Origin of the sequence: Chitinophaga filiformis (assembly GCF_021646545.1) — a bacterium.
Classification (GTDB): Bacteria; Bacteroidota; Bacteroidia; order Chitinophagales; family Chitinophagaceae; genus Chitinophaga; species Chitinophaga filiformis_A.
In genome coordinates, this window is the sequence record NZ_JAKIRP010000001.1 from 953,261 (window position 1) to 978,531 (window position 25,271).

At 46.0% G+C, this 25,271-nt stretch carries 27 protein-coding genes; 15 read left to right on the forward strand and 12 right to left on the reverse strand.

Annotated features, from left to right (window positions below; translation table 11 throughout):
- Positions 1-552 precede the first annotated feature (552 nt).
- From L3C95_RS03955 to pyrH, 6 genes are all read left to right on the forward strand, one after another.
- Positions 553-1,242: a zinc metallopeptidase gene (locus L3C95_RS03955; RefSeq protein ID WP_236385406.1), complete on the forward strand. Its 690-nt coding sequence runs from the start codon at positions 553-555 to the stop codon at positions 1,240-1,242.
- A 684-nt stretch (positions 1,243-1,926) separates the two neighbouring features.
- Positions 1,927-2,370, forward strand: coding sequence for a 50S ribosomal protein L13 (gene rplM / locus L3C95_RS03960; protein ID WP_110053299.1), 444 nt, complete (start codon positions 1,927-1,929; stop codon positions 2,368-2,370).
- Between the two features lie 14 nt (positions 2,371-2,384).
- Positions 2,385-2,774, forward strand: coding sequence for a 30S ribosomal protein S9 (gene rpsI / locus L3C95_RS03965; protein ID WP_149693980.1), 390 nt, complete (start codon positions 2,385-2,387; stop codon positions 2,772-2,774).
- Positions 2,775-2,848: 74 nt separating this feature from the next.
- A complete protein-coding gene (gene rpsB / locus L3C95_RS03970; protein ID WP_236385407.1) occupies positions 2,849-3,877 on the forward strand; it encodes a 30S ribosomal protein S2 in 1,029 nt (342 codons plus the stop codon).
- A 133-nt stretch (positions 3,878-4,010) separates the two neighbouring features.
- Entirely contained in the window at positions 4,011-4,838 is an 828-nt protein-coding gene (tsf, locus tag L3C95_RS03975; RefSeq protein WP_236385408.1) for a translation elongation factor Ts, read from the forward strand.
- A gap of 198 nt (positions 4,839-5,036) precedes the next feature.
- Positions 5,037-5,750, forward strand: coding sequence for a UMP kinase (gene pyrH, locus L3C95_RS03980; protein WP_110053295.1), 714 nt, complete (start codon positions 5,037-5,039; stop codon positions 5,748-5,750).
- Positions 5,751-5,828: 78 nt separating this feature from the next.
- On the opposite strand, the gene L3C95_RS03985 is transcribed toward pyrH, so the two are convergent.
- Positions 5,829-6,914 (reverse strand): DUF3298 and DUF4163 domain-containing protein, encoded by a 1,086-nt coding sequence (locus L3C95_RS03985; RefSeq protein ID WP_236385409.1) that lies wholly within the window; start codon positions 6,912-6,914, stop codon positions 5,829-5,831.
- A 107-nt stretch (positions 6,915-7,021) separates the two neighbouring features.
- On the opposite strand from L3C95_RS03985, the gene pdxH reads away from it, so the two are divergent.
- Positions 7,022-7,666 (forward strand): pyridoxamine 5'-phosphate oxidase, encoded by a 645-nt coding sequence (gene pdxH, locus L3C95_RS03990; RefSeq protein ID WP_236385411.1) that lies wholly within the window; start codon positions 7,022-7,024, stop codon positions 7,664-7,666.
- 77 nt (positions 7,667-7,743) lie between these two features.
- Here the strand turns inward: pdxH and L3C95_RS03995 are convergent, their stop codons facing one another.
- The 6 genes from L3C95_RS03995 to L3C95_RS04020 all read right to left on the reverse strand — a co-directional run bounded on the left by L3C95_RS03995 (position 7,744) and on the right by L3C95_RS04020 (position 13,583).
- On the reverse strand, positions 7,744-7,860 hold the full coding sequence (locus tag L3C95_RS03995; protein WP_089829760.1) for a 30S ribosomal protein THX: 117 nt from the start codon (positions 7,858-7,860) through the stop codon (positions 7,744-7,746).
- Positions 7,861-8,012: 152 nt separating this feature from the next.
- Positions 8,013-8,282: an HU family DNA-binding protein gene (locus L3C95_RS04000; protein ID WP_029465307.1), complete on the reverse strand. Its 270-nt coding sequence runs from the start codon at positions 8,280-8,282 to the stop codon at positions 8,013-8,015.
- A gap of 306 nt (positions 8,283-8,588) precedes the next feature.
- Entirely contained in the window at positions 8,589-8,891 is a 303-nt protein-coding gene (locus tag L3C95_RS04005) for a DUF4286 family protein (protein WP_236385413.1), read from the reverse strand.
- A 15-nt stretch (positions 8,892-8,906) separates the two neighbouring features.
- A complete protein-coding gene (locus L3C95_RS04010) occupies positions 8,907-9,707 on the reverse strand; it encodes an exodeoxyribonuclease III (protein WP_236385415.1) in 801 nt (266 codons plus the stop codon).
- A gap of 65 nt (positions 9,708-9,772) precedes the next feature.
- Positions 9,773-12,523, reverse strand: a complete 2,751-nt coding sequence (metH, locus tag L3C95_RS04015; protein WP_236385417.1) for a methionine synthase — start codon at positions 12,521-12,523, stop codon at positions 9,773-9,775.
- A gap of 43 nt (positions 12,524-12,566) precedes the next feature.
- Complete coding sequence (locus L3C95_RS04020) at positions 12,567-13,583, reverse strand: homocysteine S-methyltransferase family protein (protein WP_236385419.1); 1,017 nt, start codon at positions 13,581-13,583, stop codon at positions 12,567-12,569.
- 365 nt (positions 13,584-13,948) lie between these two features.
- Here L3C95_RS04020 and L3C95_RS04025 point away from each other — a divergent pair, with 365 nt between their 5' ends.
- From L3C95_RS04025 to L3C95_RS04035, 3 genes are all read left to right on the forward strand, one after another.
- Positions 13,949-14,161 (forward strand): hypothetical protein, encoded by a 213-nt coding sequence (locus tag L3C95_RS04025; protein WP_236385422.1) that lies wholly within the window; start codon positions 13,949-13,951, stop codon positions 14,159-14,161.
- A gap of 8 nt (positions 14,162-14,169) precedes the next feature.
- Positions 14,170-14,565 carry a hypothetical protein gene (locus L3C95_RS04030; RefSeq protein ID WP_236385424.1) on the forward strand — a complete coding sequence of 132 codons (396 nt, stop codon included), beginning with the start codon at positions 14,170-14,172 and terminating at the stop codon, positions 14,563-14,565.
- 279 nt (positions 14,566-14,844) lie between these two features.
- A complete protein-coding gene (locus L3C95_RS04035) occupies positions 14,845-15,036 on the forward strand; it encodes a hypothetical protein (protein ID WP_236385425.1) in 192 nt (63 codons plus the stop codon).
- Positions 15,037-15,225: 189 nt separating this feature from the next.
- Here the strand turns inward: L3C95_RS04035 and recR are convergent, their stop codons facing one another.
- From recR to L3C95_RS04050, 3 genes are all read right to left on the reverse strand, one after another.
- The gene (gene recR / locus L3C95_RS04040; protein WP_236385428.1) at positions 15,226-15,843 is read right to left on the reverse strand and encodes a recombination mediator RecR; all 618 of its coding nucleotides are present in this window, start codon (positions 15,841-15,843) and stop codon (positions 15,226-15,228) included.
- Between the two features lie 16 nt (positions 15,844-15,859).
- On the reverse strand, positions 15,860-17,332 hold the full coding sequence (locus L3C95_RS04045; protein WP_236385429.1) for an Ig-like domain-containing protein: 1,473 nt from the start codon (positions 17,330-17,332) through the stop codon (positions 15,860-15,862).
- Positions 17,333-17,415: 83 nt separating this feature from the next.
- Positions 17,416-20,589: an ATP-dependent helicase gene (locus L3C95_RS04050; protein ID WP_236385431.1), complete on the reverse strand. Its 3,174-nt coding sequence runs from the start codon at positions 20,587-20,589 to the stop codon at positions 17,416-17,418.
- A 48-nt stretch (positions 20,590-20,637) separates the two neighbouring features.
- Between L3C95_RS04050 and L3C95_RS04055 the strand changes: the two genes are divergently transcribed.
- The 5 genes from L3C95_RS04055 to L3C95_RS04075 all read left to right on the forward strand — a co-directional run bounded on the left by L3C95_RS04055 (position 20,638) and on the right by L3C95_RS04075 (position 23,421).
- A complete protein-coding gene (locus tag L3C95_RS04055) occupies positions 20,638-21,105 on the forward strand; it encodes an SRPBCC family protein (RefSeq protein ID WP_236385433.1) in 468 nt (155 codons plus the stop codon).
- A gap of 80 nt (positions 21,106-21,185) precedes the next feature.
- Positions 21,186-21,695 carry an RNA polymerase sigma factor gene (locus L3C95_RS04060; protein ID WP_236385434.1) on the forward strand — a complete coding sequence of 170 codons (510 nt, stop codon included), beginning with the start codon at positions 21,186-21,188 and terminating at the stop codon, positions 21,693-21,695.
- Positions 21,696-22,157, forward strand: coding sequence for a hypothetical protein (locus tag L3C95_RS04065; RefSeq protein WP_236385435.1), 462 nt, complete (start codon positions 21,696-21,698; stop codon positions 22,155-22,157).
- Between the two features lie 203 nt (positions 22,158-22,360).
- Entirely contained in the window at positions 22,361-22,837 is a 477-nt protein-coding gene (locus L3C95_RS04070; protein ID WP_236385436.1) for a hypothetical protein, read from the forward strand.
- An 86-nt stretch (positions 22,838-22,923) separates the two neighbouring features.
- Positions 22,924-23,421, forward strand: coding sequence for a lipocalin family protein (locus L3C95_RS04075; RefSeq protein WP_236385437.1), 498 nt, complete (start codon positions 22,924-22,926; stop codon positions 23,419-23,421).
- Positions 23,422-23,489: 68 nt separating this feature from the next.
- Here L3C95_RS04075 and L3C95_RS04080 read toward each other — a convergent pair whose 3' ends face one another.
- Positions 23,490-24,416, reverse strand: coding sequence for a LysR substrate-binding domain-containing protein (locus tag L3C95_RS04080; protein ID WP_236385438.1), 927 nt, complete (start codon positions 24,414-24,416; stop codon positions 23,490-23,492).
- A 76-nt stretch (positions 24,417-24,492) separates the two neighbouring features.
- Positions 24,493-24,873, reverse strand: coding sequence for a hypothetical protein (locus L3C95_RS04085; RefSeq protein ID WP_236385439.1), 381 nt, complete (start codon positions 24,871-24,873; stop codon positions 24,493-24,495).
- Between the last annotated feature and the right edge of the window lie 398 nt (positions 24,874-25,271).

A 25,271-nucleotide genomic window follows, 5' to 3' on the forward strand; every position in this document is an offset into this window, starting at 1 on the left:
AAAAAAGGGAGTTGAAGGCATTCAGATTTTCATGAAAAAGGGGCAGAAGAAAATCGGGTAAAAAAGAAAAGAGCCAACAGAAATTTCTGCTGACTCTTTCTACTTACTAACCCATTAAATTCACGTCTAAATTACTAAATGGCTACAGAATAAAAAAGTTTATTTAATTGATGTGAATAACTTTTGACGACTTTTCATAATGTGACAGATCTGCCACCATAGCACGTTTCAGCGGTTAGAAGCATTCAATTATACTTTCATTGGAAGAGCGTAAAGGGTTGATAAATAGGAATGATGCCGCCATAAATTATATATGAAATCTGCGTCATAAAAGCATAAAATATATCTGTCATAACGTCGGGATTGACATTTCAAAATTTTGAGAAGCGCCATATTGACAGGCGTAAATTCCGTAATTGGCAGTAAAAAATAGTGGACGGCAGACCAATTCTTAAGGAAATCCTAAATCGCCCCGTGAGGGATGGTTTGGACGATAATTTGATCATACTTACCAGTAATTTTGTATCGAACTAAAACCTCATTTTAAGTAATATGACACCTGGCATTATGTTTATGTCGCTGATCTTTATCGGGGTCAGCATGTTGATAAGCTGGAGATTGAAGAGCAAATTCAGGGAATACAGTGCTATACCGACCTCTTCGGGGTTGACCGGTAAGCAGATTGCGGAAAAGATGTTGAAAGACAATGGGATATATGACGTGCAGGTTGTTTCCGTGGATGGCTTTTTATCTGACCACTACGATCCGACAAATAAAACGGTAAATCTCAGCCCTGAGGTCTATTCCGGGGCGAATGTCTCGGCTGCGGCGGTGGCGGCGCACGAGTGCGGGCATGCTGTACAGCACCAGCGGGCATATACCTGGCTAAACCTGCGTTCTAAGCTCGTACCGGCGGTGCAGTTCAGCTCCGGCCTGGTACAATGGGTATTATTGGGCGGTATTTTGCTGATAAATGTCTTTCCGGCCTTGTTACTGGGTGGTATCATCCTGTTTGGCGTAACGACGATCTTTGCCCTCGTAACGCTGCCGGTTGAGTTTGACGCCTCTAAGAGGGCGCTGGCCTGGCTGGACAATACGACCCTGATGCGCAGGGAAGAACATGATAAGGCGAAAGACGCGCTGTGGTGGGCGGCTATGACTTATGTAGTAGCGGCGATCGCATCCGTAGTGACCCTTATACAATACATCATGATCTATGCTGGCGCAAGGAACAGGGAATAATTTTATTATCATCTGTTAATCAATATGCTAAAGGTCGGGAAGGTTCTTTCCCGGCCTTTTTTATGCCCGGTGGTATGCGGTGGGAAAGAGGCCTCTGCGAATTATGCGCTGCTTCGGTTAAGGTATAGTTGACCTTCGGTTAAGGTAGCCTCATCCTCCCTTAATCTTCCGTTCCCGAACGGAAGATTAAGGGAGGATGAGGCTACCTTAACCGAAGGTCGAGCGAATCTCTCTGGTATATTTCAGGCGCCCTGTACAGGTAATCTGGTTTCAAGGTATTATGCAACCCCTTTGGTACCGGATACATACTACGGCGATACGCTTCGGGCAAGAATACCAACCCGGGTCCTGGTATAAATGAGGGAGCTGGGATATAATACAGTCCTGGACAACCCCAATACGGTTAAAAGGGGTTGCCTGTTTTTTCAGACGTTGTGTCTTATTATGAAATCAATATATGTATTAGCATTTGACTTATAATTAAAAATTGGTATCCGGGAAATATTCACCGGCTATGTTAATAATTCTGTGTCAAAATTATTATTGAAAATCAATTAATTACAAAGGTGCGATTCAAAAAACTTCTCTAAAAGTATTGTTTTATGAATTAAGAGGATTAGTTTTGCACTCCCATTTTGTTTGGGATAGTTATATCAGAACGTAAAAACTTTATTATATACTATAATGAACACTTTAAGCTTCAAGACTAAATCGGCCAATGACGCTACCGTAACGCGTGAATGGCACATCGTAGACGCTACCAACCTGACATTGGGTAGGATGAGCGCTAAGATTGCGGCAATCTTAAGAGGTAAGAACAAACCTTACTATACACCTCACACTGACTGTGGTGATTTCATTATTGTTATCAATGCTGAGAAAGTTCAGTTTACCGGTAATAAATGGAATGACAAGGAATATCTGACTTTCTCTGGTTATCCAGGTGGTCAGAAAGCAGAAGTTGCTAAAGACCTGGTTCGTCGCAGGCCAGAACTGATCATAGAAAGAGCTGTAAAAGGTATGCTGCCTAAGAACCGTCTGGGACGTGCCATGTACAAAAAACTGTTTGTATATGCAGGCGCTGAGCATCCACACGCTGCGCAGAAACCGAAAACATTAACTTTCTAATTTTTCTCTGATACATGGAAAAGCAAAAAAATACTATTGGTCGTCGTAAGGAAGCCGTAGCCCGTGTGTATATCAGCAAGGGTACAGGTAACGTTGTTGTGAACGACAAAGACTATAAAGAATACTTCACACTGGTATACCTGCAGAACCAGGTAGAACTGCCGCTGAAGACTATCGACGCTACAGATAAATTTGATATAAAGGTAAATGCTGCCGGTGGTGGTATCAAGGGTCAGGCTGAAGCTATTAAGCTGGGTATTGCACGTGCACTTTGCGAAGTGAACATCGAGTACCGTCCGGCGCTGAAAGCAGCAGGTCTGCTGAAACGTGATCCGAGAAGCGTTGAACGTAAGAAACCAGGTAAAGCTAAAGCTAGAAGAAGCTTCCAGTTCTCTAAACGCTAATAGTGATGAATGCGTGGAGCTATATGTGAAGCGCAGATTATTAACATTGACCTTTTATAACAGAGCATAATAACATGGAAAATAATACCTCATTACAGCAGCAGTTACTGGAGGCGGGTGTACACTTCGGTCACCTGAAGAAAAAATGGAACCCGAAGATGCTGCCTTACATCTTCGCAGAAAAGAAAGGTATTCACATCATAGATCTGAATAAAACCGTTGAAGGTTTACAGGATGCAGCTGCAGCCCTGAAATCTATCGCTAAGAGCGGTAAAAAGATCATGTTCGTAGCCACTAAAAAACAGGCTAAAGAAATCGTAGCTGAAGCTGCAAAACGCGTTAACATGCCTTTCGTTACTGAAAGGTGGTTAGGTGGTATGCTGACCAACTTCGCTACTATCCGTAAGAGCGTTAAGAAGATGCAGAGCATCGAAAAGATGCTGGCTGATGGTACCCTGGATAGCATCACCAAGAAAGAGCGTCTGACCTTAACCCGCGATAAGGAAAAAATGGAGAAAGTACTGGGCGGTATCGCTCAGCTGGCACGTGTTCCTGCAGCGCTGTTCCTCGTTGACATCAGCCATGAGCACATTGCACTGGCAGAAGCCCGTCGTCTGGGTATCTCTACCTTCGGTATGGTAGATACTAACTCTGATCCTACTAAAGTAGACTTCGCAGTTCCTGCAAACGATGATGCGACTAAATCTATCGCTATCATCACTAACTATATCGCAGCTGCAATCGCAGAAGGTCTGGCAGAAAGAGCAAATGAGAAAACTGACGATGTAGTTGAAGAAGAAGAAGCTGACAACCAGGCAATGAAATTTGAACTGGAAGGTGGCGACGATCGTGGTGAAAGAGGCCGTAAACCTGGTGGTGGCCGTGGTCCTGGTGGCGGCGGTGGCCGTGGTCCGGGTAGCGGTGGTGGCCGTGGCCCTGGTGGCGGCGGTGGCAACCGTCCTGGTGGCGGTGGTGGTAACCGTCCTGGTGGCGGTGGTAATCGCCCAGGTGGCGGTGGTGGTAACCGTCCAGGCGGCGGTGGCGGCGGACAGCGTCGTCCTGCTGGTTCCGGTGGTCCTCGCCCAGGCGGTGGCGGAAGATAATCTCCCCCGTATACAGACAACAATCATAAAGCAATTGCGAATCGTGGACTTAGACTCTTTGTTCCATGATTCGCAATTCAGCTAATAGTTGATAAAGGATAAATATTAATCTATATTAAACTCATTATAAGTTATGGCAGCAACAATTACAGCCGCTGATGTTAACAAACTGCGTCAGCAAACTGGTGCAGGTATGATGGATTGCAGAAAAGCGTTAGTAGAAAGTGATGGTGATTTCGAAAAAGCAGTAGACTACCTGCGTAAAAAAGGACAGAAAGTAGCAGCCCTGCGTTCTGACCGCGAAACCAAAGAAGGTGTTATCATCGCTAAAACTTCTGCAGACGGTAAATCCGGTGTTGTAGTAGCACTGGGTTGCGAAACCGACTTCGTTGCTAAAAACGAAGATTTCGTAAAATTCGCACAGTCTATCGTTGACCTGGCCCTGAGCACAGGCGCTAACACCCTGGAAGAACTGGGTGCAGCTAGCCTGGATGGCGCGACTGTAAATGATAAAGTGAACGATCAGGTAGCTAAGATCGGTGAAAAGATCACCCTGGCTAAATTTGAAAAGATCACCGCAGCTTCTGTAACCGCTTATATCCACGGTAACTACCGTATGGGTGTACTGGTTGGCTTCTCTGCTCCTGTTTCTGAAGAAGTAGGTAAAGATATCGCTATGCAGATTGCAGCAATGAACCCGATCGCAGTAGACGCTGATGGCGTTTCTCCTGAACTGGTTGCCCGCGAAAAAGCTATCGCCATCGAGCAGATCGCTGCTGAAGGTAAAACCGGCGATATGGCTGAAAAGATCGCTATCGGTAAAGTGAACAAATTCTTCAAAGAAAATACCCTGTTACCTCAGGCATTCGTAAAAGACAGCAACAAATCTGTTGGCGATTACCTGAAGTCTGTTAGCGCAGATCTGAAAGTAACCGGATTCACAAGAATCGCTTTAGGATAATCTTATTATCTGTTTAAAAGGAGAGAATCACAATTCTCTCCTTTTTTTTGTGCTTTATATCGGGAATGCAAACGGGCCTGACATTGTCAATACTTACCCTTCATCAACACCGGAAGTAAGGTGTTCCGCATTTTTTTATATATTCGGGCCCTGTAAACCATTTACTAACTAACATTTTCATATCATTTTTCTATAGTCATGTTGCCAAAGTATAAGCGTATTTTACTCAAATTGAGCGGTGAATCCCTGATGGGAGAAGGTAATTACGGTATCGATCACAGAGTGATCACGCAGTATGCGTACGATATCAAAGCTGTGACCGACCTGGGAGTACAGGTAGCCGTGGTAATTGGGGGAGGTAACATTTATCGTGGTATGAACGAGGCAGAAACCGGCATTGAAAGGGCCCAGGGCGATTATATGGGTATGCTGGCAACAGTGATCAACGGTATGGCCATGCAGAGTGGCCTGGAAAAAGTTGGACTCTACACCCGTCTCCAGTCTGCCATTAAAATGGAACAGATCGCTGAACCGTACATCCGCCGCCGTGCTATCCGCCACCTGGAAAAAGGTCGTGTGGTAATATTTGGTGCCGGTACCGGTAATCCTTATTTCACCACAGATACCGCCGCATCCCTGCGTGCTATAGAAATACAGGCAGATGTGATCCTCAAAGGAACCCGTGTAGATGGTATCTACACCGCAGATCCGGAGAAAGATCCTACTGCTACCCGTTTCGAATCCATCACCTTCTCTGAAGTATATCAGAAATCACTCAACGTGATGGACATGACCGCATTCACCCTCTGCCAGGAGAATAAACTGCCTATCATCGTATTTGATATGAATAAGGGTGGTAACCTGTTGCAGGTAATAATGGGCAAGAATGTAGGTACGCTCGTTAAGGGTTAATCTGATTGCAGTATTACTGATATCAGGGATCAGGGATTAAGAATTAAGAATGACGTTCTTAATCCCTGATCCCTGTTTCTATTTAAGCAGGGATTTGATGTTCTTATAAGGTACGAACAACGTTACCTGACCTAACGCATAAGGCCCGATTTCATAGGGCGTATAACTGAATCCGATGCCCTTGTCTGTTACCAGGAAATTATCATTGGGAACGATCTCTTTGGTGAGCAGCATTGTTTCCAGTCGCTCCCCATCGGCCAGTTTATAGATGCCCCGGAAAGACTTTTCCAGCTCTGGTATCAGTTCGGTTTTATAGTCCGGTTTCAGGAAATCTTCGGGTTTCAGGATCTTCTTTTTTTCCAGATCCAGCACCTGATAGTGTGCACCATAGTTGCCGTGTGCGCCACCAGTGAATTCATAACTGAAATATTCCAATACCAGCAGGGGATATTTGTTCCACACTACTTTTATATCTGCATCAGCGCCCCAGTTGGCTGTAGGGGGAATACCATCCGTGGTATCCAGGTCTTTTTCATTGACTTTGTAGGTCACCAGGAAAGAGTCAATATCTCTGCGTATATATTTATTCGCATCATTGGCGGGTTTGCCATCGGTGATGCAGTTACGTAGAAAAGCGGAAGTGGCATCATCAACGCCAGCAGCAGGCCATACAATGCTGTTGGTTGCCTGGCCGGTAGGTGTATTAGGATTGCCGGGGAAAAGATCTACTGAGTCGGCAGCATACAGCACATCCAGCGGAACGATGTTTTCAAGGCTTGGTTTGAGCACAAAAGGATAGGAGGTACCCTTACCTCGCCATTTACCCGTAAAGTTGCCCAGACTGTCCAGTTTGCCCGAAAACAGCCTTTCCTCGTTGCGGTCGGTATTCTCATACAGGATCACTTTATCGCCTTCAGGGCTGCCCCATATCATAATAGGTTCCCCGATCTTATCATAGGTGTAATATCCGCGGAAGATCCAGATGCCCGATTTAACAAGATCCATAGTTACAGATTCTGTTCCGATGGTACCTTTCAGATGGAGATAATAAAAAGCAGTTTTGGTAGGATCAGGGATCTTTGCAGTCTGTGTCTGCTGCTTTGTTTTCTTGCCGCAGGAGACGAACACACAACAGGTAATAGCTAATAATAATATGGTTCTCATGCGATAAAATTACTAAATAAACTGACCACTGTCATATATCAATCTGCAGCTCTAACCGGATACATGCTGTGTTTATGAGTATCTTTGTGGCAGTTAAAACCAGGACCATGTTGAACAAAGAAGTAGCAGATCTGCGCAAAGATTACCGGCTGGCTTCCCTTGATGAGGGGGATGTGGCAAAGGATCCCATAGAACAATTTGAACGTTGGTGGAATGACGCAACCAGTGGACAACTGAATGAGCCCAATGCCATGACATTGGCTACCAGTACACCTGACGGGCATCCTTCAGCGCGTATTGTGTTATTGAAAAGTTTTGATGCGGATGGCTTTGTGTTCTTTACAAACTATGAAAGCCGTAAGGGAGCAGAGATGGCAGCTAACCCGAACGTATCATTGTTATTTTTCTGGCAGGAGCTGGAAAGGCAGGTGCGTATAGACGGAACTGTTAGCAAGGTAGGCGCCGACGTGAGTGACGAATATTATAACAGCAGGCCTCCCGGTAGTCGTATAGGCGCTATCGCTTCTCCACAGAGCCGTGTGATACCACACCGTAGTTTCCTGGAAGACCAGGTGAGGATGGTAGCTGAAAAATATGTGTTACAGGATCCGGTACGTCCGGCATACTGGGGCGGTTATGTGGTAAAACCTTTGCAAATGGAATTCTGGCAGGGACGCAGCAGCCGTTTACACGACAGAATATTATACAGGCTGGAAGGTAATGAGTGGAAGATAGAGCGCCTGGCGCCTTGATGCGCAGATAAGTTATAAAGTTAGGAATTAGGAATTATCGTTTCGGGCGAATTCTTAATTCCTAATTCCCAGTTGCCTTAAGCCTTTTTTTCAGCTTTGGCAGCAGCAGCTTTCTTTGGTTTAGCAGGTCTTGACTTGCCGAAAGAACCGTTAGAAATCTTACCTTTTTTGGTTTTGATATCACCTCTACCCATTGTAAACAGTTTGATGTTTATTATTTGATGTTTGTTAATCTGAGGATGTAACTCCCGCTAATCAGGCGCAAATTACGTAATAGCCGCTGTTAAATGCAAAAAAAAAGCAAGAAACAGTAGTGTTCCTTGCTTGAATAAGTTAAGCTAACAGATTAAAGCTTGTCGGACAGAGCCTTACCAGCTTTGAATTTAGCAACTTTCTTAGCTTTGATCTTGATGATCTGGCCAGTCTGTGGGTTTCTACCGTTACGAGCAGCACGTTTAGAAACAGAGAAAGTACCGAAACCTACTAAGGTTACTTTACCACCTTTTTTCAGGGTATCAGCAACAGCTTTAGTGAAAGAATCCAGTGCTTCGTTAGCTTGGGTTTTAGTGATAGCGGCATCTTTTGCCAGCTTGTCGATTAATTCGGCTTTGTTCATAGCTAGTAAGATTTAACTAGTGAATAAAATGTTTGATGTGAGCAAATATAGCGCGTTTTATCAGATTACCAAATTTTTTGAATCTTTTTTAATCAAAAAATCATCGGCTGAAAACGCCTACAGGTAACGGTTACAGCAGATTAACACATGACATGGCAGCGGTAGGGCAAACCCCTTACTTTGATGAAAACCGCTATGACAGGCCATTTGCTGTACTATTTGATGTAAACGCGTATGTGTTTCAAGTATTGTACCAAAGTCTAAACCCCCCATGATCAGTGGATTTCCTGTGGATAAGTTTAACATCTATACTACCTGCATTACTGTGTTAAAGGATACAAACTGGTTCCCAAACAGGTCGTACGAGGCCTTCCGGAGGGCCGGTGCATGCTCTTCGAGATAGGTTTGATAGTTCTCCAGCGTGTCAGTAAAGTACTGAGCCGAGTAGGTAGGACCATCCTGGTCATCCTGCTCAAGGAGCCTGCAGATGCGGTAATCGTGGAAAAGTCCCGTGGCCATAATAGCCGGAATATGCTCTTCTTTCATCCATTGCAGCCACCTGTCGTTGATGAAGTGTGTTACCTTGGTCGTGACATTGTAGATTATCATGTGCGGAAAACGGCTTTAAGATCCCAATTGCAGATATACGGGACAATGGTCTGAATGTTTCACTTCCTGCCAGATCTGGGCATCTTTCAGCCTTTCCCGCAGCGGAGTGGTTACATTGATATAATCGATACGCCAGCCCTTGTTATTGGCCCTGGCATTAGACCGTACGCTCCACCAGCTATACTGATGCGGTTCCGGATGATAATGGCGGAAGGTGTCCACAAATCCATTGCTGAACAGCTTGTCCAGCCAGGCCCGCTCTTCCGGTAAAAAGCCTGATGATTTCTTATTACCCACCGGGTCGTGGATGTCTATTGACTGATGACATATATTGTAGTCGCCACATACCACGAGATTAGGTCTGGTGCTTTTCAGCTGATCCAGATAGCCATAAAATTCATCGAGCCACTGGTATTTATAGGTCTGTCTTTCGTCTCCACTGGTGCCGGAAGGGATGTAGGTATTGACAAGGGTAATATCGCCAAAATCAAGCCTTATAACACGTCCTTCTGCATCGCTCTGCATGAAGCCGTTACCATACTGTACATGGGTAGGGGTTATCTTTGTCAGCACGGCCACTCCGCTATACCCTTTTTTCTCTGCGGGGTACCAGTAGTGTTCGTAACCCAGTTCTTCAAATTGGCGGTAATCCACATTGTCTTTGTGGGCTTTGATCTCCTGCAGACATACGATGTCTGCGGGGTCAGTTTTCAGCCATTCTGTAAAGCCTTTGGTCATGGCGGAACGCAGTCCGTTTACATTATAGGAAACAATTCTCATGGTGTGGTAGGTCATTCGTCCACGGTCTATGGACAATATTGGTGTTGTTTATAAAAAAAACGGTAGTCCATGTTGGATGGACTACCGGTATATCGACTCATTTACATGTCATATTCGAGTACGGGGCGCAGCCATTTTTCGGCTTCCTCTATCGTCCATCCTTTGCGGGCAGCATAGTCTTCCACCTGGTCTTTCTCTATCTTGCCAAGGCCGAAATACTTAGCCTCAGGGTGGGCAAAATACCAGCCACTAACACTGGAGGCAGGGTACATCGCGAGGGATTCGGTAAGGATGATACCGGTATTCTCAGTAGCATCCAGCATATCGAACAGCTTATATTTCTCGGTATGTTCAGGGCATGCCGGATACCCTGGCGCAGGGCGGATGCCGGAGTATTCCTCGCGGATCAGCGCATCATTGTCCAGTTTTTCATCTGTGGCATAACCCCAGAACTCCTGTCTTACACGTTTGTGCATTAACTCTGCGAAGGCTTCTACCAGCCTGTCAGCAAGAGCTTTCAGCATAATGCTGCTGTAATCGTCATGGTCTGCCTTGAACTTTTCCAGCCACTTTTCTATATCACCGCCCGTTGTAACGGCAAAGGCGCCCATATAGTCCTGGATGCCTGCTTCTGCCGGAGCAATGAAATCGGCCAGGGAGAGGTTCGGCTGACCAGGAGCCTTTTTGATCTGCTGACGGAGGCATTCCAGGTGAACCGTACCGGCGCCGGGTTTGGGCGATAATACGGAGATGGTATCGTCCGCGCTTCTGTTGGCCGGGAACAGGCCTATCACGCCATTGGCGGTCAGCCATTTTTCCTCCACGATACGTTTCAGCATGGCTTTCGCGTCTTCAAACAGGCGGGAGGCTTCCTTACCTACGATTTCATCCGTAAGGATCTGCGGGAATTTGCCATGCAGTTCCCAGGAGATGAAAAAGGGCTGCCAGTCAATATATTCAGCTATTTCAGCCAGGTCGTAGTTACGGAACACCTGTACGCCGAGTTTTTTGGGCACAACTGGTTTATAGTTGCTCCAGTCTGTGATGGCTTTGTGCTGGCGCGCTTCGGCAATCGGGAGGTATTGTTTTACCGGTTTCTTGTTCCGGAAGTTTTCGTTCAGTTTCTGGTATTCGATCTTCACATCGTCCAGGAAGGTCTTCTTGAGCGCCTTGTTTAGAAGGCTTCCGGTCACTGTTACGCTACGGGAGGCATCGAGTACATGTATCACCCCATGTTCATATTCCGGGGCTATTTTTACAGCGGTATGCGTACGGGAAGTAGTAGCGCCACCGATGATCAGGGGCACTTCGAAATGCTGGCGTTTCATTTCCCTGGCCACATTTACCATCTCGTCCAGGCTGGGGGTGATCAGGCCACTGAGACCAATGATGTCCACCTGCTCCTGCCGGGCGGTTTGCAATATCTTCTCCGCCGGTACCATCACACCCATGTCAATAATGTCATAACCATTACAGCCCAGTACTACGCCCACGATGTTCTTTCCGATATCATGCACGTCGCCCTTTACGGTAGCGAGGAGGATCTTTCCTGCGGATTTTACCACGCCGCCATTCAGCTCTACCAGTTTCTGCTTTTCAGCCTCTATATAAGGGGTGAGTACGGCTACAGATTTCTTCATCACACGGGCGCTTTTCACCACCTGGGGAAGGAACATTTTACCACTGCCAAACAGGTCGCCCACGATATTCATGCCGGCCATGAGTGGGCCTTCAATAACATCCAGCGGACGTGGATATTTCTGGCGGGCCTCTTCTGTGTCAGCGTCAATATAGTCTGTAATACCGTTCACCAGGGCATGGCTCAGGCGTTCTTCCACGGTACCCTGACGCCAGGTTTCATCCTTTTCGATCACTTTACCTTTACTCTTCACCGTTTCGGCAAAAGCGATAAGGCGTTCAGTAGCATCTTCGCGGCGGTTCAGGATAGCGTCATCACAAAGCTCGCGCAGTTCCGGCTCTATCTCGTCATAGATCTGCAGCATACCGGCATTCACGATACCCATGTTCATACCCGCCTTGATGGCATGGAAGAGGAACGCAGAGTGCATCGCTTCACGCACCACATCGTTACCACGGAAGGAGAAGGAAATATTACTTACCCCGCCGCTTACGCTGGTGAGGGGCATCAGTTCTTTTATACGACGGGTAGCGTTGATGAAGTCTACCGCATAGTTGTTGTGCTCTTCTATACCCGTAGCGATCGCGAAGATATTAGGGTCGAAGATGATATCCTGCGGGTCGAAGCCTACCTTTTCTGTTAATATCTTATACGAGCGGTGGCAGAAGCTGACCTTTTTCTCTTCGGTATCTGCCTGTCCGTATTCATCGAAGGCCATGACTACCACGGCGGCGCCAAAGGCTTTGCAGATCTGGGCCTGCTCGATGAATTTCGCTTCACCTTCCTTCAGGCTGATAGAGTTCACGATACATTTACCCTGCAGGCATTTGAGGCCCGCTTCTATGATGCTGAACTTACTGGAATCGATCATCACCGGGATCCTGGAGATGTCTGGCTCGGCAGCCAGGAGGTTCAGGAAGGTGGTCATGGCCTTTTCTCCATCCAGAAGGGCATCATCCATGTTCACATCCAGTATCTGCGCGCCATTTTCTACCTGCTGGCGGGCTACGGAGAGGGCTTCTTCATATAAGCCTTCGCGGATCAGGCGGGCAAATTTCTTCGAACCGGTTACGTTGGTACGTTCACCGATGTTAATGAAGTTGGTTTCAGGCCTTACCACCAGTGGCTCCAAACCACTCAGGCGGAGGAAAGGTTTTATCACTTTGGTTCCGGGTGCCTGTAAAGTATCTGCTGAAGTGATTGTTTCGCTCATTGTGTTGCTGTAGTAATTAGAATACTCCTTTTATCAGTATGGACTACGCCAGTTCTTCCACCTGTACCGGCAGAGGCCTTGGAGGCATCGTTTTCACATGTTCTGCGATGTGGCGGATATGGTCTGGTGTTGTGCCACAACAGCCACCTACGATGTTCACGAACCCTTCACGGGCAAAATCTTCAATGATATGCGCCGTATGATCTGGTGTTTCATCGTATTCGCCAAAGGCATTCGGCAAACCCGCATTGGGGTAACAGCTTACATTGCAGGCTGCTATCTGCGACAGTTCGGATATATAAGGGCGCATCTGCTCTCCACCCAGGGCGCAATTGAGCCCTACTGAGAATGGTTTTGCGTGCATCACAGAGATGTAGAATGCTTCCAGTGTCTGGCCGCTCAGGGTCCTTCCGGAAGCATCCGTAATAGTACCAGATATCATCACCGGCAATTCCGGTTGGGCAATATCACGGAAATATTTCTTTGTGGCAAAGATGGCCGCTTTACTGTTCAGCGTGTCAAAGATGGTCTCGATGAGCAGGATGTCTACGCCGCCTTCATGCAGTCCCTTGATCTGTTCATAGTAGGCATCTACTACTTCATCAAAAGTAACGGAACGGAAGCCCGGATTGTTTACATCCGGAGAAAGAGAGAGCGTTTTGTTGAGCGGACCTATTGCACCCGCCACGAACCTTGGTTTATCAGGGTTCTTAGCAGTATATTCATCTGCAGCTTTCCTGGCAATACGCGCAGCGGCCACGTTCAGTTCATAGGCCAGCGACTGCATATCGTAGTCGGCCATGGCAATGAAAGTACTGCTGAAAGTATTGGTCTCGATAATATCGGCGCCGGCTTCCAAGTATTCTTTATGTATTGCTTCGATGATATGGGGCTGTGTAAGACAGAGCAGGTCATTATTACCTTTCACATCCAGATGATAATCTTTGAAGCGTTCACCCCTGTAATCCGCTTCCTCCAGCTTGTACCGCTGGATCATGGTACCCATTGCCCCATCAATGATCAGAATGCGCTCTGCGGCGCATTGGGATAATGATTTCATAATTGTAATACGTTTATTAGTTACGGTTTAATAATACCCGCAGGTCGAACAATAAACAAATCCACCCACGGAGACTAATAAACAAAGGTACTTAATAATTGCCTTATTACATGAGTAAGCGGCGTGGCGAAAGAGCTGGACTCAATATGAAGGACGAAGTATGAAATGATGTGCAGAGAAAAACTACCTGAGGTGAAGGTGCGGTCCTTAATATTGTGGTGGACAAATCGAGACATTAAATGTCGTTTTGATAGTTACATTTAATTATAAATCAGTGTATTATATTTGAATTTTTATTCTTAAAAATGGGTTTTTTTAACGCGGAACTGCCTACTTTTGCTATATAAATAGCATAAACAACACTTATGACCAATTCAATAATCACGATAACGCTTGCTATTGCATTTGCGGTATCTGTCGTTTTAAAGTTTGGTGGAATCATTATCAGCCACTTTAAAAAGACAAGGAAAATCAAGATCACCAGCAAAAGCGGGGAAATTGTTGAACTTGATCTGGAGAAGAAGAACGACATAAATACAGTTAACCGGTTTACCGATATATTCTTAGGACTTAAATAGATACATTTTTGGCAAAGGTTTCGTCCCCAAAAAATTCCACGGCAACCTCCAGAGATGTAAAAAAAGATAACAGTGATAGTATCGCAGGAGCCGGTGGAGGAATGTTAATCGCAAGTCTCGCACGTAATTTACCTGAAGATAACCCTCTCAAATCATGGCTTATAATTTTGGCTCCGGCTTTGGCCTTGGGCATAAAGTTTATTTGGTCTAAAGTGCTGGAGTATTATCAACAAAAGGAAATTGATAAAACGCGAGAGGAAGTAATTAAGGAAATAGATGATCTATTGATAGATCCTTCTATAAGCGAAGACGAGAAAATCAAGCTCAGAGAGAAAAGAGAGAAAACAAAGTTGTCTACCGTAGAAGAATTACTGAAGCATTTTGATAAAATAACTTCAGCGTAAAACATGGGGGGAGGCGCCCATCCCTTTTGGTTTATTGTACATAACAGAGAAAAAATTTGTTTGGATTTGCAAAGTCTACTATATTTGTAGGGTAATAGGGAGCAACGCTTCCGCAATGAGAATTACGATGCAAAAAGACGTACAACAATCGTTAAGGCATTTCAACACCCAGAACATGCTTACATGCAATAGCCATTATAACCAGGGCTGTTGCTGCTAACCGGCGCATTACCACCATTTGACCGTTTAGTTTTTAACCTGCATTAAATCATTATTACAATGAGTATTGCCGAGCATGTACAAAGCTTGCAGCAACACCTGGCCCAGTACGGATTGTACCCGGTGCCTGCAGATGTTGACAGGGAGGGATCAGAGGTCTTTAAGATCTGTTTTTTGAATAAATACGAGATGCAGCGCTGGAGAGAACTGCGGGAACAGGAGGGTGAACAGCGCGATGAGCATTCATCATAAAAAAGCATTAACCAACCATAGCGATTTTCATAACGTGGAATTACAGGTTAAACACACACGGGTGTTGTTCAGCACTCGTATCTCTTTAAGCAAAACGCTTAACACGAAATGGGTGACCATTCTGCGTTAAGCGTTTTGCTTAATTTTTTATAATATTCAGATGTGTCTGCCATCTGATCAGTGCTATCATCACTTCTGCACATAGTTCTCCAACGGCAACCTGTTGGAGATAGACCTGGCAAGCGTCATTTCATCTGCATATTCCAGCTCGCCGCCAAAGGCAATACCCCTGGCAATTGTCGTGATCTTTACCGGGAACTCCTTGAGTTTTTTAGACAGGTAATAGATCGTCGTATCTCCTTCAATTGTTGGACTCAACGCCATAATGATCTCTTCAATCCCCTGCTGCTGGACCCTGTCCACCAGTGTATAGATATTCAGCTGCTCCGGCCCAACACCGTCAATAGGCGAGATGATCCCTCCCAGTACATGATAGGTCCCGTTGAACTGCTGGGTATTTTCAATAGCCATCACATCACGGATATTCTCTACAACACATACCAGGGCCTTATTCCTGGACGGATTGCCGCAGATGCTGCAGATTTCCTGGTCGGAAACATTATGGCAGATCTTACAGAACTTGATCTGGTCCCGCATGCGGGTTACTACTTCACCAAACAGCTTTACCTGTGCAGGGTCCTGCTTAAGCAGGTGCAACACCAGGCGTAACGCCGTTTTTTTGCCAATGCCCGGCAACCGCGCAAACTCATTAACTGCATTTTCTATCAGGGCTGAGGAAAATATCATGATGTAAAATTAGGAATTATAACGTCAGCGGGATCTTTACCCCCCAGTTGGCTTTAATATTCTCTTTTTTCGGGAAGCTGACTACTCTTTCCGGCTGTTTCTTTGGCGTACCATAATACACACCGCGGTCCCATTTTCCGTTATTGTTGTCGTCCAGGAGTATCCACACCTCATATTCCCCAGGCGTAATTCGTTTCTGGACCCAGGTGTTCCGTTCTATCTTTCCGGAATATTTCACCTCTTTATTACTGACCAGCTGGGCTACGTAGTGCATGGTGTCACTCACCATGGCTTTGGTACTGTCGCTGAGGGTCAGGGTCAGTATGATCTTACCATAGTCCGATTCCTTTTTGGCGGCAAAGCTGATGGTATCTGCTTTTGCCGGCTGGATGCCAGCCGTATCGGCCACTGATTCCTTAGGAATGATGAGCCTGTAAGGCTTGCCTTCTTTCCAGTCAAAATGCACAGATAGTTTAGTGCGGGTAGAATCGAATGAGGTAGTAAAGGTCACCGGCGTAAACACTGTATCTTGTGTCAGACGGAAGGCGGTGCTGTCCAGCGTTTTCACAGGTGCACTGAATGTGAGCAGCAAAGGTTTGCCCAGTTCCTGCTTATTGTCAGCCAGGTCGGGGGAAATATTCAGGGTACGTTTCTTCTTTTTTTCTTTTTCCTTGTCTTTTTTATCAGCCTCTTCTTCTGCCGGTGCCTGTTCCTGTGCTACATCCTCCGGCTTCTTGATGGTACTATCCTGTTCCATGAACAACAGCAGGGTGATATCTTTCAGATTCTGATCTCTCAAATGGAGCAAACTATCACTGAAAGCGATCAGCTCCTTAGGCTGATTGTACTGGAGGTCTCTGTCCTCCTCTTTCAGGGCAAACAGCTTGTAATCGCCGGGAGCCATATTCCTGAACCAGAAGGCTCCGTTTCCCTTTGAACGGGCAAAATAGACGGGTTTCTCCTTTGATACTACTGAGTCTATCGCATTCCGGTAGATCATTACAGACACGTTACTGTCAGGTTTCCCGGTTTCTGCATCTATGATAAAGCCCCTTACCTGGAGGGAATCCAGGTAGTCGCCGGTAGATACAACATATTGAAAATCCTGTATAGGATTGCTTTCGTTGTTGTCGCGGATGGCATCTGAAAAGTTAAAAGTATAGGTAGTATTCTCTGCCAGCGTATCCTTGATCACCATAGTAACGGTTTTCAGCTTGGAAGTTACCGTGGGTGTACGTTTGAGGGTAGGGGACACGATCAGCTTTTCGAAGACGTTGTCCAGCTGTACATATTCGTCAAATGTAAAGGTGACCTTCTTCGCCTTGAATTGGAGCGTAGAATCCGGTGGCGTAATGCTGGTCAGCCTCGGAGCAAGCGTATCTTTAGGTCCGCCACTGGGTGGAACAATGTTGGCGCAGCCCGGTAATAAAAAGATGGAGGCACTTATCACTATCAGCCAGTAGGCCCAGCCACGGAAGTTATGATTCATTATCTAGAGTATTATACCAAAAACCGGCTCCAAAGATCAAATTCCAAACAGTAAAATCCAAATCAGTCTGCCGTACGCCCTATTCAGTCTCCCAAACGGGCGGGAAGCGCCATTTCATGCTCTTCCGGCTCGTGAAGCGCTACATACAGTTTATTATCTTTCACGAAATTGCACCATACGCAGTCCTTTTTACCGCAACCGGTATAAAATTCCCTGTTCTGGATCTTTGTCCAGGTGGCTACGATCTGCTGCGTAACAAGGCTGACATCTTCCGGGGTGATCACCACCTTTTCTTTGTGATATACTTTCTGCCTGTTCGGTTCAATAAAGTCAAACTCCGTACTTACCACTTTCCAGTTCTTCTGGTGGTAATTGTCCAGCAGTACTTTATAAAACACTGCCTGCCGCCAATAATCCCCGCCGTCGGGGTGCTGCTGGTCAGGTCGTGCAAATTTCTGGTATTCCCTGATGGCCTTTTCATAATCGCCGGTTTTGTAGTCCACTACATTCACCAGGTTACCTTCAAATTCCAGCTTGTCAATCTTGCCTTTCAGCGGTACACCACTGACCACTACGTTCCTGACATTCCGTTCCACACTCACAACCTTGTTCCATTGTGACAGATAGGTATCGTAATAGCTGTCGAGGATGTCTTTTCCATATTCCAGCCTTCTTTCAAAAGATTCCCGGGTGAAGCTTTCCCGGTTGCGCAGCATGCTCCAGGTAAAGTCGCGGATGAATTCTTCTTTGGAGGGGAATACATACTGTTTGCCTTCCTGCATTTTCTGGAACAGCTTCTCCAGCGCATAGTGAACGGCGGAGCCGAATTCCGTGTTTTCCGAGCGACCGGCAGGTACTCTTACCAGGTTTTTATAATAGAAGCCCAGCGGGCAGTCCAGGTAGTTATTGAGGGCAGTCACATTCATCACAAAACTGGCCAGCAGGCTGTTGATGAACTGCTGATCCGTCCGCGCTATTTCAGGCGCTACACCATGCGTATATTGGAGGGTTTCAAATGTGAACAGCACATCCTCCGGAATAATCACCTGCTCCACAGGCAGGGTATGTTGCTCCAGTATCTCTGTCACAAAGAGGCTGGGTTCCAGTGGTTTGCCATCTGTTTTAAACTCGGGGTAACTGATATACAGGTATTTCTCCGCCCGGGTCATCGCAACATAGAACAGCCTGCGCAGCTCCTGTTCGTCGGTGCTGGTCATCGCTGTGCTAAAGAGCGTATCCGGAAAGGCAAAGCCGGTATTGCTCTTAGTTTTTTTCTCCCACAGGTGGGAGTTGGCGCCGGCAATGAATACGTACTCAAATTCCAGTCCCTTGGCGCCGTGGGCGGTGAGCAGATTGATCCCTTTTTCGTTTCCTGAAACCTGGACAATGGGAATCGTGATCTTATTGTGCTCCATCAGGTCTGTCATGTCCATAAAAGGGACCAGTGTCAGATCCGGATTCCGGTGTGTTTCCGCTTTTATAAAGTCAAAGAGCGACTGCAGCACTTTCATAAGCCAGGGCTTCTCCGGCGACTGCATCACATAGGAAAGCACCCCGCATTCATTGATGATGGCAGCAAATAGCTGTTGGAGCGTCAGGTTATGGGCGTCCTTTATCAGCTTCTCCATGATACGGGTGAAGTCGATCAGTGCCTGTTCGGGAGCCGCCGTAAACAGTGTCAGATTGCGGGTATGCTGCCATTCCTGGAGGTACTGGCGTATGGAAGATTTTTCCCGGTAACCTTTCTCAGCCGCCCTTATACTGATTTTCGCCACCTCGATGGCAGGAATATTATAAAAGTCATAATGAAGAATAGAGAACAGCAGATCATCTCCACTATACGGCGTGTCTATCTCACAGGCGATGTAGCGGAGGATGGTCAGCACCTTGCGGGCAAATGGTATTTCAAACAGGTTGATGCTTCGCCTGGAATAGAAAGGAATCTGCAGGAACCGGCAGTAGCGGGCCAGTTCTTCCCCGTATTTATTTTCTCTGTAAATAACAGCAATCCTGCCGGGCGCTACGCCACTATCCAGTAGTTGTGCGACTTGCCGGGTAATGTCTATCATTTCATCCCGGGGTGTGTTATACCGCCGGATGACAGGTGGGATATCCAATGGGATCAGATGGCTGGCAGCAGCGGTCAGGTGTTTGCTCAGTCCCGCTAGCTGGTTCACCAGCCTGGCGTCTCCGTTGTTTTCTATCAGGGACATGGATACATCCAGAATAGATTGTACAGAGCGGTAATTGTGTGTCAGAACGATGGTATGTAATGTATCTGCAAAGGTATCTGCAAATTGTGCCATGTTCTCGATACTGGCGCCCTGGAAACGGTAAATAGACTGATCATCATCGCCCACCACAAAGATGTTGGGGCTTTCCTGGCCATCTATCAGCAGTTGCACCAGTTTGTTTTGCGTACCACTGGTATCCTGGTATTCATCCACCAGGATATATTGGAACCGTTCCCGGTAATCGGCCAGCAGGTTAGCGTTCGTTTCAAATGCCCCAATGACCCAGTTGATCATATCGTCAAAATCATAGCGGCCAGCAGCATGCATTAAGGCTGTATAGATGGGAAACTGCTCTACAGCAGCCTGAAGGCGTACCATCTTTTCCTTTTCCAGGGCGATCTTGTCTGTACGGATATCGCCTTTGGCAAATTGCTTCGTTGCTTTCTTAGCGATGAAGGCATCCCTTTCGGGGAGGCTTTCAATATGGGCTGAGATAGCATCAGTGATATATTCCACAGACCAGCCTTCCTTTTTTATGGTGGAGAAGAGATGGTCCAGGTGCTTCATGTCAAAATACACATCGCCCCGGTAACGCTTCAGCGGATTATCTTTTGTGAAGCCGTCGATCAGCTTTTTGAGCAGCTGGATCTTTTCCAGCTCGGAAACCGGGTCGAGATGATGTTTATCAAACAGACCCAGGTTATCCTGGATCACTTCGTTACAGAAGGAGTGGAAGGTATGGATATTGACGCGGTAGGCATCGGGACCGATAAAATCCGTTAGCCGTTTGCGCATGGCCACTGTGCCGGCATCAGTATAAGTAAGGCAGAGGATGTTCTGCGGCAGATAGTCGGTATCCAGGAGTATTTTCCCGATACGCGAGGCCAGGATCTGTGTTTTGCCTGTGCCGGGACCTGCAATAACCATGACAGGGCCTTCCGTCTGATCGACGGCCTTGCGCTGCTGCCCGTTCAGCCGGGCATAGACTTCCCTGAAATGACGCTGGTACTGATCTCTGGACATGACTATATTTGAACTTGGCATCGGGCCACACAAAACATACATGAAGTTATGGGAAAAATTTATCGTTTGCAGTATGAGCAGGTATTAAACACCAGTATGGACAATGCCTGGGCATTCTTTTCACGGGCGGAGAACCTGGAAAAGATCACACCGGCGTATATGCGTTATGCTATCACTTCACCACCGACAGACAAGCCGGTATACGCGGGACAGATCATTACTTATATCATCCGTCCCGTACTGGGTATTCCGTTGAAGTGGATGACAGAGATCACACATGTAGTGGAAGGCAGGTACTTCATTGATGAACAGCGGCAGGGACCGTACGGCTTATGGCACCATCAGCACCATTTTGAAGTTGTGCCGGAAGGCGTCAGAATGACGGATATTGTCCATTATTCAATGCCGTTAGGAGTATTAGGTAATATTGCCCATGCGCTCTTTGTGCAGCGGCAGCTGCGGGACATCTTTGCTTTCCGGAAAGAAGCGATTGAGCGTTTGTTTGGGAGGCGCTAAGGTAAAATAAGATGTTATAACAAGAAATTGATCGTTAATAATTAATAGTTTATCTTAGTTTACTCTTAAACCTATAACACTTGCAGCAATCAGCTGTACATATTGACGAATACATCATCACTGAACGATTGATAGCAGGAGATCCCGTTGCCCAGGAACTGGTCTATGACTATTACGGCCCCGCGTTATACAGTATCATACTACAGGTGGTCGGCGATACGGCAACCGCGGAAGAGGTGCTGACCAGGACATTTATTCATGTATTTAAGAACATTACAGCATACAAAGACACCGGGAGTGCTACTTTATTCGGATGGCTGATGAGAATGGCCCGTGAGCAGGCCGTAAAGGAAGCCGCCATAATGGAAGAGAACGAGGGTAACAGCAGTGATATTATAAAACACGACAGCAGTCTGTTACAGCGTTTTGCAAACAAGCTCCCGGAAGAAAGCAGGACAATATTCCACTTGTGTTATTATAAAGGACTGCCAAAGGAAGCGGTAGCCCGTATGTTAGGGGCTCAACCAGATGAAGTAATGGCAAAACTGAAAGACATCATGGTTGCATTCAGAAAATTTTTAGGGGAATAATTGGAACTTAATCATTACATACAGAGTGGGATCATTGAGAGCTATGTGCTTGGGATCGCAACAGCCAGTGAGATGGAAGAATTGCAGAAGATGCGGCGCTTGTATCCATCACTGAATGCTGAGGTGTTGGCCGTGGAACGCAGAATTGAGAAAACGGCCCTTGCAGAGGCAGTATTGCCATCGCCATATCTCAAAGAACGTATATTCCAGCATATCAACTGGCGGGATAAATTACCGCCAACAGATGATAATTCCCGTTATACCTTCATCAATATACATTCGAAGGATGAACAACATATTACCGTTCATAAATGGTGGCGCCTGTTCTTTATTATCACCTTTATCCTCTCCAAAGTCTGTCTTTTCTTTGCGATCTATTTTTTTCTCAAATACCAGCAGTCTAAGGAAAAAAAAGCAGCATCACAGCAATTACATTCTGAGCAGGTTACATCCCCAAAATAGTCAGATATTTGTGGTAACATAGGTGGATATACTTATGCTGTTCAAATTAAATGTCTCATTATCAGCTTGCTCTAAACAAAGTGTAGGCTATCCAGTGATTTTTATTTGGAAATGAATTAGCTTAATTTGACATTTGAAGGTTATGTGCAGGGAATAGGTTGCGGCTGGAATATTCGCCCTAATAAAAATAGATACGTTTCGCCTTGGATCTTCATGATTACATAGAAAGTGGCATTATTGAAAGTTATCTGCTGGGCTTAGCTTCTGACGAGGAAGCTGAGTTGTTCGAGCATATGCGCAATTTGTATCCGGAGTTGAATGCTGAAATCTCAGTGGCCGAATACAGGTTACAGAAGGTAATGGACGATGGCGGCATAGAGCCTCCGGCAGTCGTATGGAATAAAATTGCTGAGCGGCTTACGCCTCACGGGCCGAATGGCTATTATTCAGGCGCGGGCAGACAGCAAACAGCAGGGCCCCATACATATATTCTGCAACCACGTAGTAACACGATTACTGTCAGCATATGGTGGCGTTGTACTGTTATTGCGATGATGGTGCTCATCATGGCGCTTGTGGCCAGTACCGTTTATTTTTACCAGCAGTTCCGCAATATGGAAGAGCGTTTAATGCGCTTATACCCAACTCATACGGAAATGGCGCCTCCTGATGTACACTAAGCGATTTGGTACGTTTCTTGTTTTTTCCCACCTTGCGTCCGTAATGCATTGCATTCCTGACAATTTAAACATCAAATTATTTGAACATGAAACACCTTACACTTGCAGTATTATGCATGGTAGCATCTGTATTTGCGATATCCTGTAAAACCCAATCGGGAGCTACCAATACAGAACAAAGCGCCAGCAAAGGCTCCGTTAAAGGAAACTGGGTTATTACAGATATTAGTTTTGACGGAATTCCAAGGGGGTCTAAGGTGACTGTTTTTGATGAGGCATCTTACAACTGCTTTAAGGGTAGTCAGTGGATCCTGCCATCCAACAACAACGGTTCTTATACATTATCTTCTACCGAAGATGGTTGTACGACAGCTACGCAGTCCATCGTATGGTCTATATACAAACAGGGCGGCGTTGACATGTTCCAGTTCAAGAAAGTAGGTTCCGGCGTAAAAGCTAAGAATGTAACGGAAGGTTACCGCGTAGAGATCAGCTCTCTGAACAATACTTCAATGGTATGGAGAGCGCCGGTAGATTTTGAAGGCAAAACAGCTTACATCATATATACCCTGCAGCGCAGCTAAGTCGTACGGGTTTATACGTTAATATAATACAGCGCTTAACATTTACATGGCCGCAACCATGTGAAGTGTTAAGCGTTTTTGTTTTCAGTGTCTGTGGCCTGAATGCCGGCGTGCTGTCGCGCAAAACGCATAAATAACTGGGCCAGTTTATCCTGTTGTCCCTGCAGATAAATGAAGTGGAACTTTCTTACCAGTTTGAAATTCTTTACAGGCAGGATCTTGAATTCGCCTGCTTCCAGTTCACGTTTTACGGCATGCAGGGACAGGAAAGCAGCACATGGCGCATGGTGCAGGTATGACTTGATGCTTTCAGTGCTGCCCATGTACATGGCTATCTGCAGGTCAGTCAGCTTCAGTTTAAGCCGCTTGAGTTCATCCGTGATCACTTCCAGTGTGCCCGAACCCTGTTCACGCATGAGGAGGGGAATAGATTTCAGCTCGGCAGCTGTCAGCGGGGTATCCGGATCGCCATAGTTATATTTCACGTTCCCAATGAGGGCTATTTCGTCTTTCGCAAACTCCACATATTTCAGCACAGGATTTTTTGAACGGCCTTCTATCAGTCCCAGTTGGATGGTTTTGTCGAAGAGGGCCTGTTCCACCTGTTCGGTATTGCCGGAGATGAGGGAGGCAGTTATTTCAGGATAACGCTGGTTGAACTGTGCCAGCAGGGGCGGAATGAAGTACTGTGCAATGGTCGTACTGGCTCCAAGGGAGAGCAGGCCGCCCTGTTCATGCTTTAGCTGGTTGATCTCATACTCCAGGTTGCGATAACTGGTAAAGATATCATCTGCATGTTTAAGCATCACCTGACCGGCCCGGGTGATCTTGATCTTATTGCCAATGCGTTCAAACAGCGCCATGCCTAATTGCTGTTCCAGCTCGTGAATATGTTTAGTCACGGCCGGTTGTGATATGAATAATTCCTCTGCAGCTTTTGTGAAGCTGAGGCGCCTGGCTACTGTATAGAATACTTTTAACCTGAAATCCAACATTGGCTAAATGTACGAAGAAAAAAAGCGGATATCCTACCGGGGCAGGATATCCGCTTGTGAAAAATGTGAATTGTTATTAAGCTTTTTTGGCTTCGGCTTTCTTTTCCTTATTCTCCTTAAAGCGTTTGTCAGGAGTGCCGTCCGCCTTTTTAGGGCCTTCTGTTTTTGCTTCCTTGTTTTCTTTGAAACGCTTATCAGGCGTACCATCTTTCTTCACCGGACCCTGTGCTTTGTTTTCCTTGGTCTCTTTGTTTTCTTTAAAACGTTTGTCCGGAGTACCGTCTTTTTTCACTGGTTTACCGGAGGTGCTGTCCAATGCCGGACGTTGTGCTTTCTGACCTGGTTTTTCTGATCTGTGTTCAGCTTTTGCCGGTGCCTGCTGGGTAGCCGGAGTCTGGGCCATGGCAACAGATGCGCCCATGAAAAGTGCTAACACTCCTGTTAAAATCTTTTTCATTCTCATTGTTGGATTAAGCTGAAAAATTAATGATTTTTTTAATAGGTAGATGCCCTGACCCATAATATTTATTCGGATGTTTTAACGTAGTGATTTGCAATTTCTTGAAACGTAGTTTCCGCAAGAGATTGCGTATTGATACGCTTGACAAAGGGCATTGAGTGGACGTACCTTTGTATCACCTGACAAAGTATAACAGTTAACCCCAAAATGTTTGATAACCCCTTAACTTATAATAAGTGGTTAAGGAGTGTGAATGTTGATGAAGCGTACAATTCGATTGTCTGACGAACATATAGTGACCCCCTTTATTGATTTATGAATCATCCTGTTAACCTTGATTAAAAAGGTCTCGCAACTGCGAGACCTTTTCACTTAATATCCTGTTATGTTTAATT

Bases quoted from the DNA above. Each gene is read 5' to 3' on its own strand.
- L3C95_RS04020 (WP_236385419.1), bottom strand. From the start codon at position 13,583: ATGAAATCATTATCCCAATGCGCCGCAGAGCGCATTCTGATCATTGAT.
- L3C95_RS04080 (WP_236385438.1), bottom strand. From the start codon at position 24,416: ATGTTGGATTTCAGGTTAAAAGTATTCTATACAGTAGCCAGGCGCCTC.
- L3C95_RS04035 (WP_236385425.1), top strand. From the start codon at position 14,845: ATGAGTATTGCCGAGCATGTACAAAGCTTGCAGCAACACCTGGCCCAG.
- rpsI (WP_149693980.1), top strand. From the start codon at position 2,385: ATGGAAAAGCAAAAAAATACTATTGGTCGTCGTAAGGAAGCCGTAGCC.
- L3C95_RS04075 (WP_236385437.1), top strand. From the start codon at position 22,924: ATGAAACACCTTACACTTGCAGTATTATGCATGGTAGCATCTGTATTT.
- L3C95_RS04000 (WP_029465307.1), bottom strand. From the start codon at position 8,282: ATGAACAAAGCCGAATTAATCGACAAGCTGGCAAAAGATGCCGCTATC.
- rplM (WP_110053299.1), top strand. From the start codon at position 1,927: ATGAACACTTTAAGCTTCAAGACTAAATCGGCCAATGACGCTACCGTA.
- L3C95_RS04005 (WP_236385413.1), bottom strand. From the start codon at position 8,891: ATGATAATCTACAATGTCACGACCAAGGTAACACACTTCATCAACGAC.
- pyrH (WP_110053295.1), top strand. From the start codon at position 5,037: ATGTTGCCAAAGTATAAGCGTATTTTACTCAAATTGAGCGGTGAATCC.
- L3C95_RS04055 (WP_236385433.1), top strand. From the start codon at position 20,638: ATGGGAAAAATTTATCGTTTGCAGTATGAGCAGGTATTAAACACCAGT.
- L3C95_RS03995 (WP_089829760.1), bottom strand. From the start codon at position 7,860: ATGGGTAGAGGTGATATCAAAACCAAAAAAGGTAAGATTTCTAACGGT.
- recR (WP_236385428.1), bottom strand. From the start codon at position 15,843: ATGATATTTTCCTCAGCCCTGATAGAAAATGCAGTTAATGAGTTTGCG.
- L3C95_RS03985 (WP_236385409.1), bottom strand. From the start codon at position 6,914: ATGAGAACCATATTATTATTAGCTATTACCTGTTGTGTGTTCGTCTCC.
- L3C95_RS04050 (WP_236385431.1), bottom strand. From the start codon at position 20,589: ATGTCCAGAGATCAGTACCAGCGTCATTTCAGGGAAGTCTATGCCCGG.
- L3C95_RS04045 (WP_236385429.1), bottom strand. From the start codon at position 17,332: ATGAATCATAACTTCCGTGGCTGGGCCTACTGGCTGATAGTGATAAGT.
- L3C95_RS04085 (WP_236385439.1), bottom strand. From the start codon at position 24,873: ATGAAAAAGATTTTAACAGGAGTGTTAGCACTTTTCATGGGCGCATCT.
- rpsB (WP_236385407.1), top strand. From the start codon at position 2,849: ATGGAAAATAATACCTCATTACAGCAGCAGTTACTGGAGGCGGGTGTA.
- L3C95_RS04025 (WP_236385422.1), top strand. From the start codon at position 13,949: ATGACCAATTCAATAATCACGATAACGCTTGCTATTGCATTTGCGGTA.
- tsf (WP_236385408.1), top strand. From the start codon at position 4,011: ATGGCAGCAACAATTACAGCCGCTGATGTTAACAAACTGCGTCAGCAA.
- L3C95_RS03955 (WP_236385406.1), top strand. From the start codon at position 553: ATGACACCTGGCATTATGTTTATGTCGCTGATCTTTATCGGGGTCAGC.
- pdxH (WP_236385411.1), top strand. From the start codon at position 7,022: ATGTTGAACAAAGAAGTAGCAGATCTGCGCAAAGATTACCGGCTGGCT.
- metH (WP_236385417.1), bottom strand. From the start codon at position 12,523: ATGAGCGAAACAATCACTTCAGCAGATACTTTACAGGCACCCGGAACC.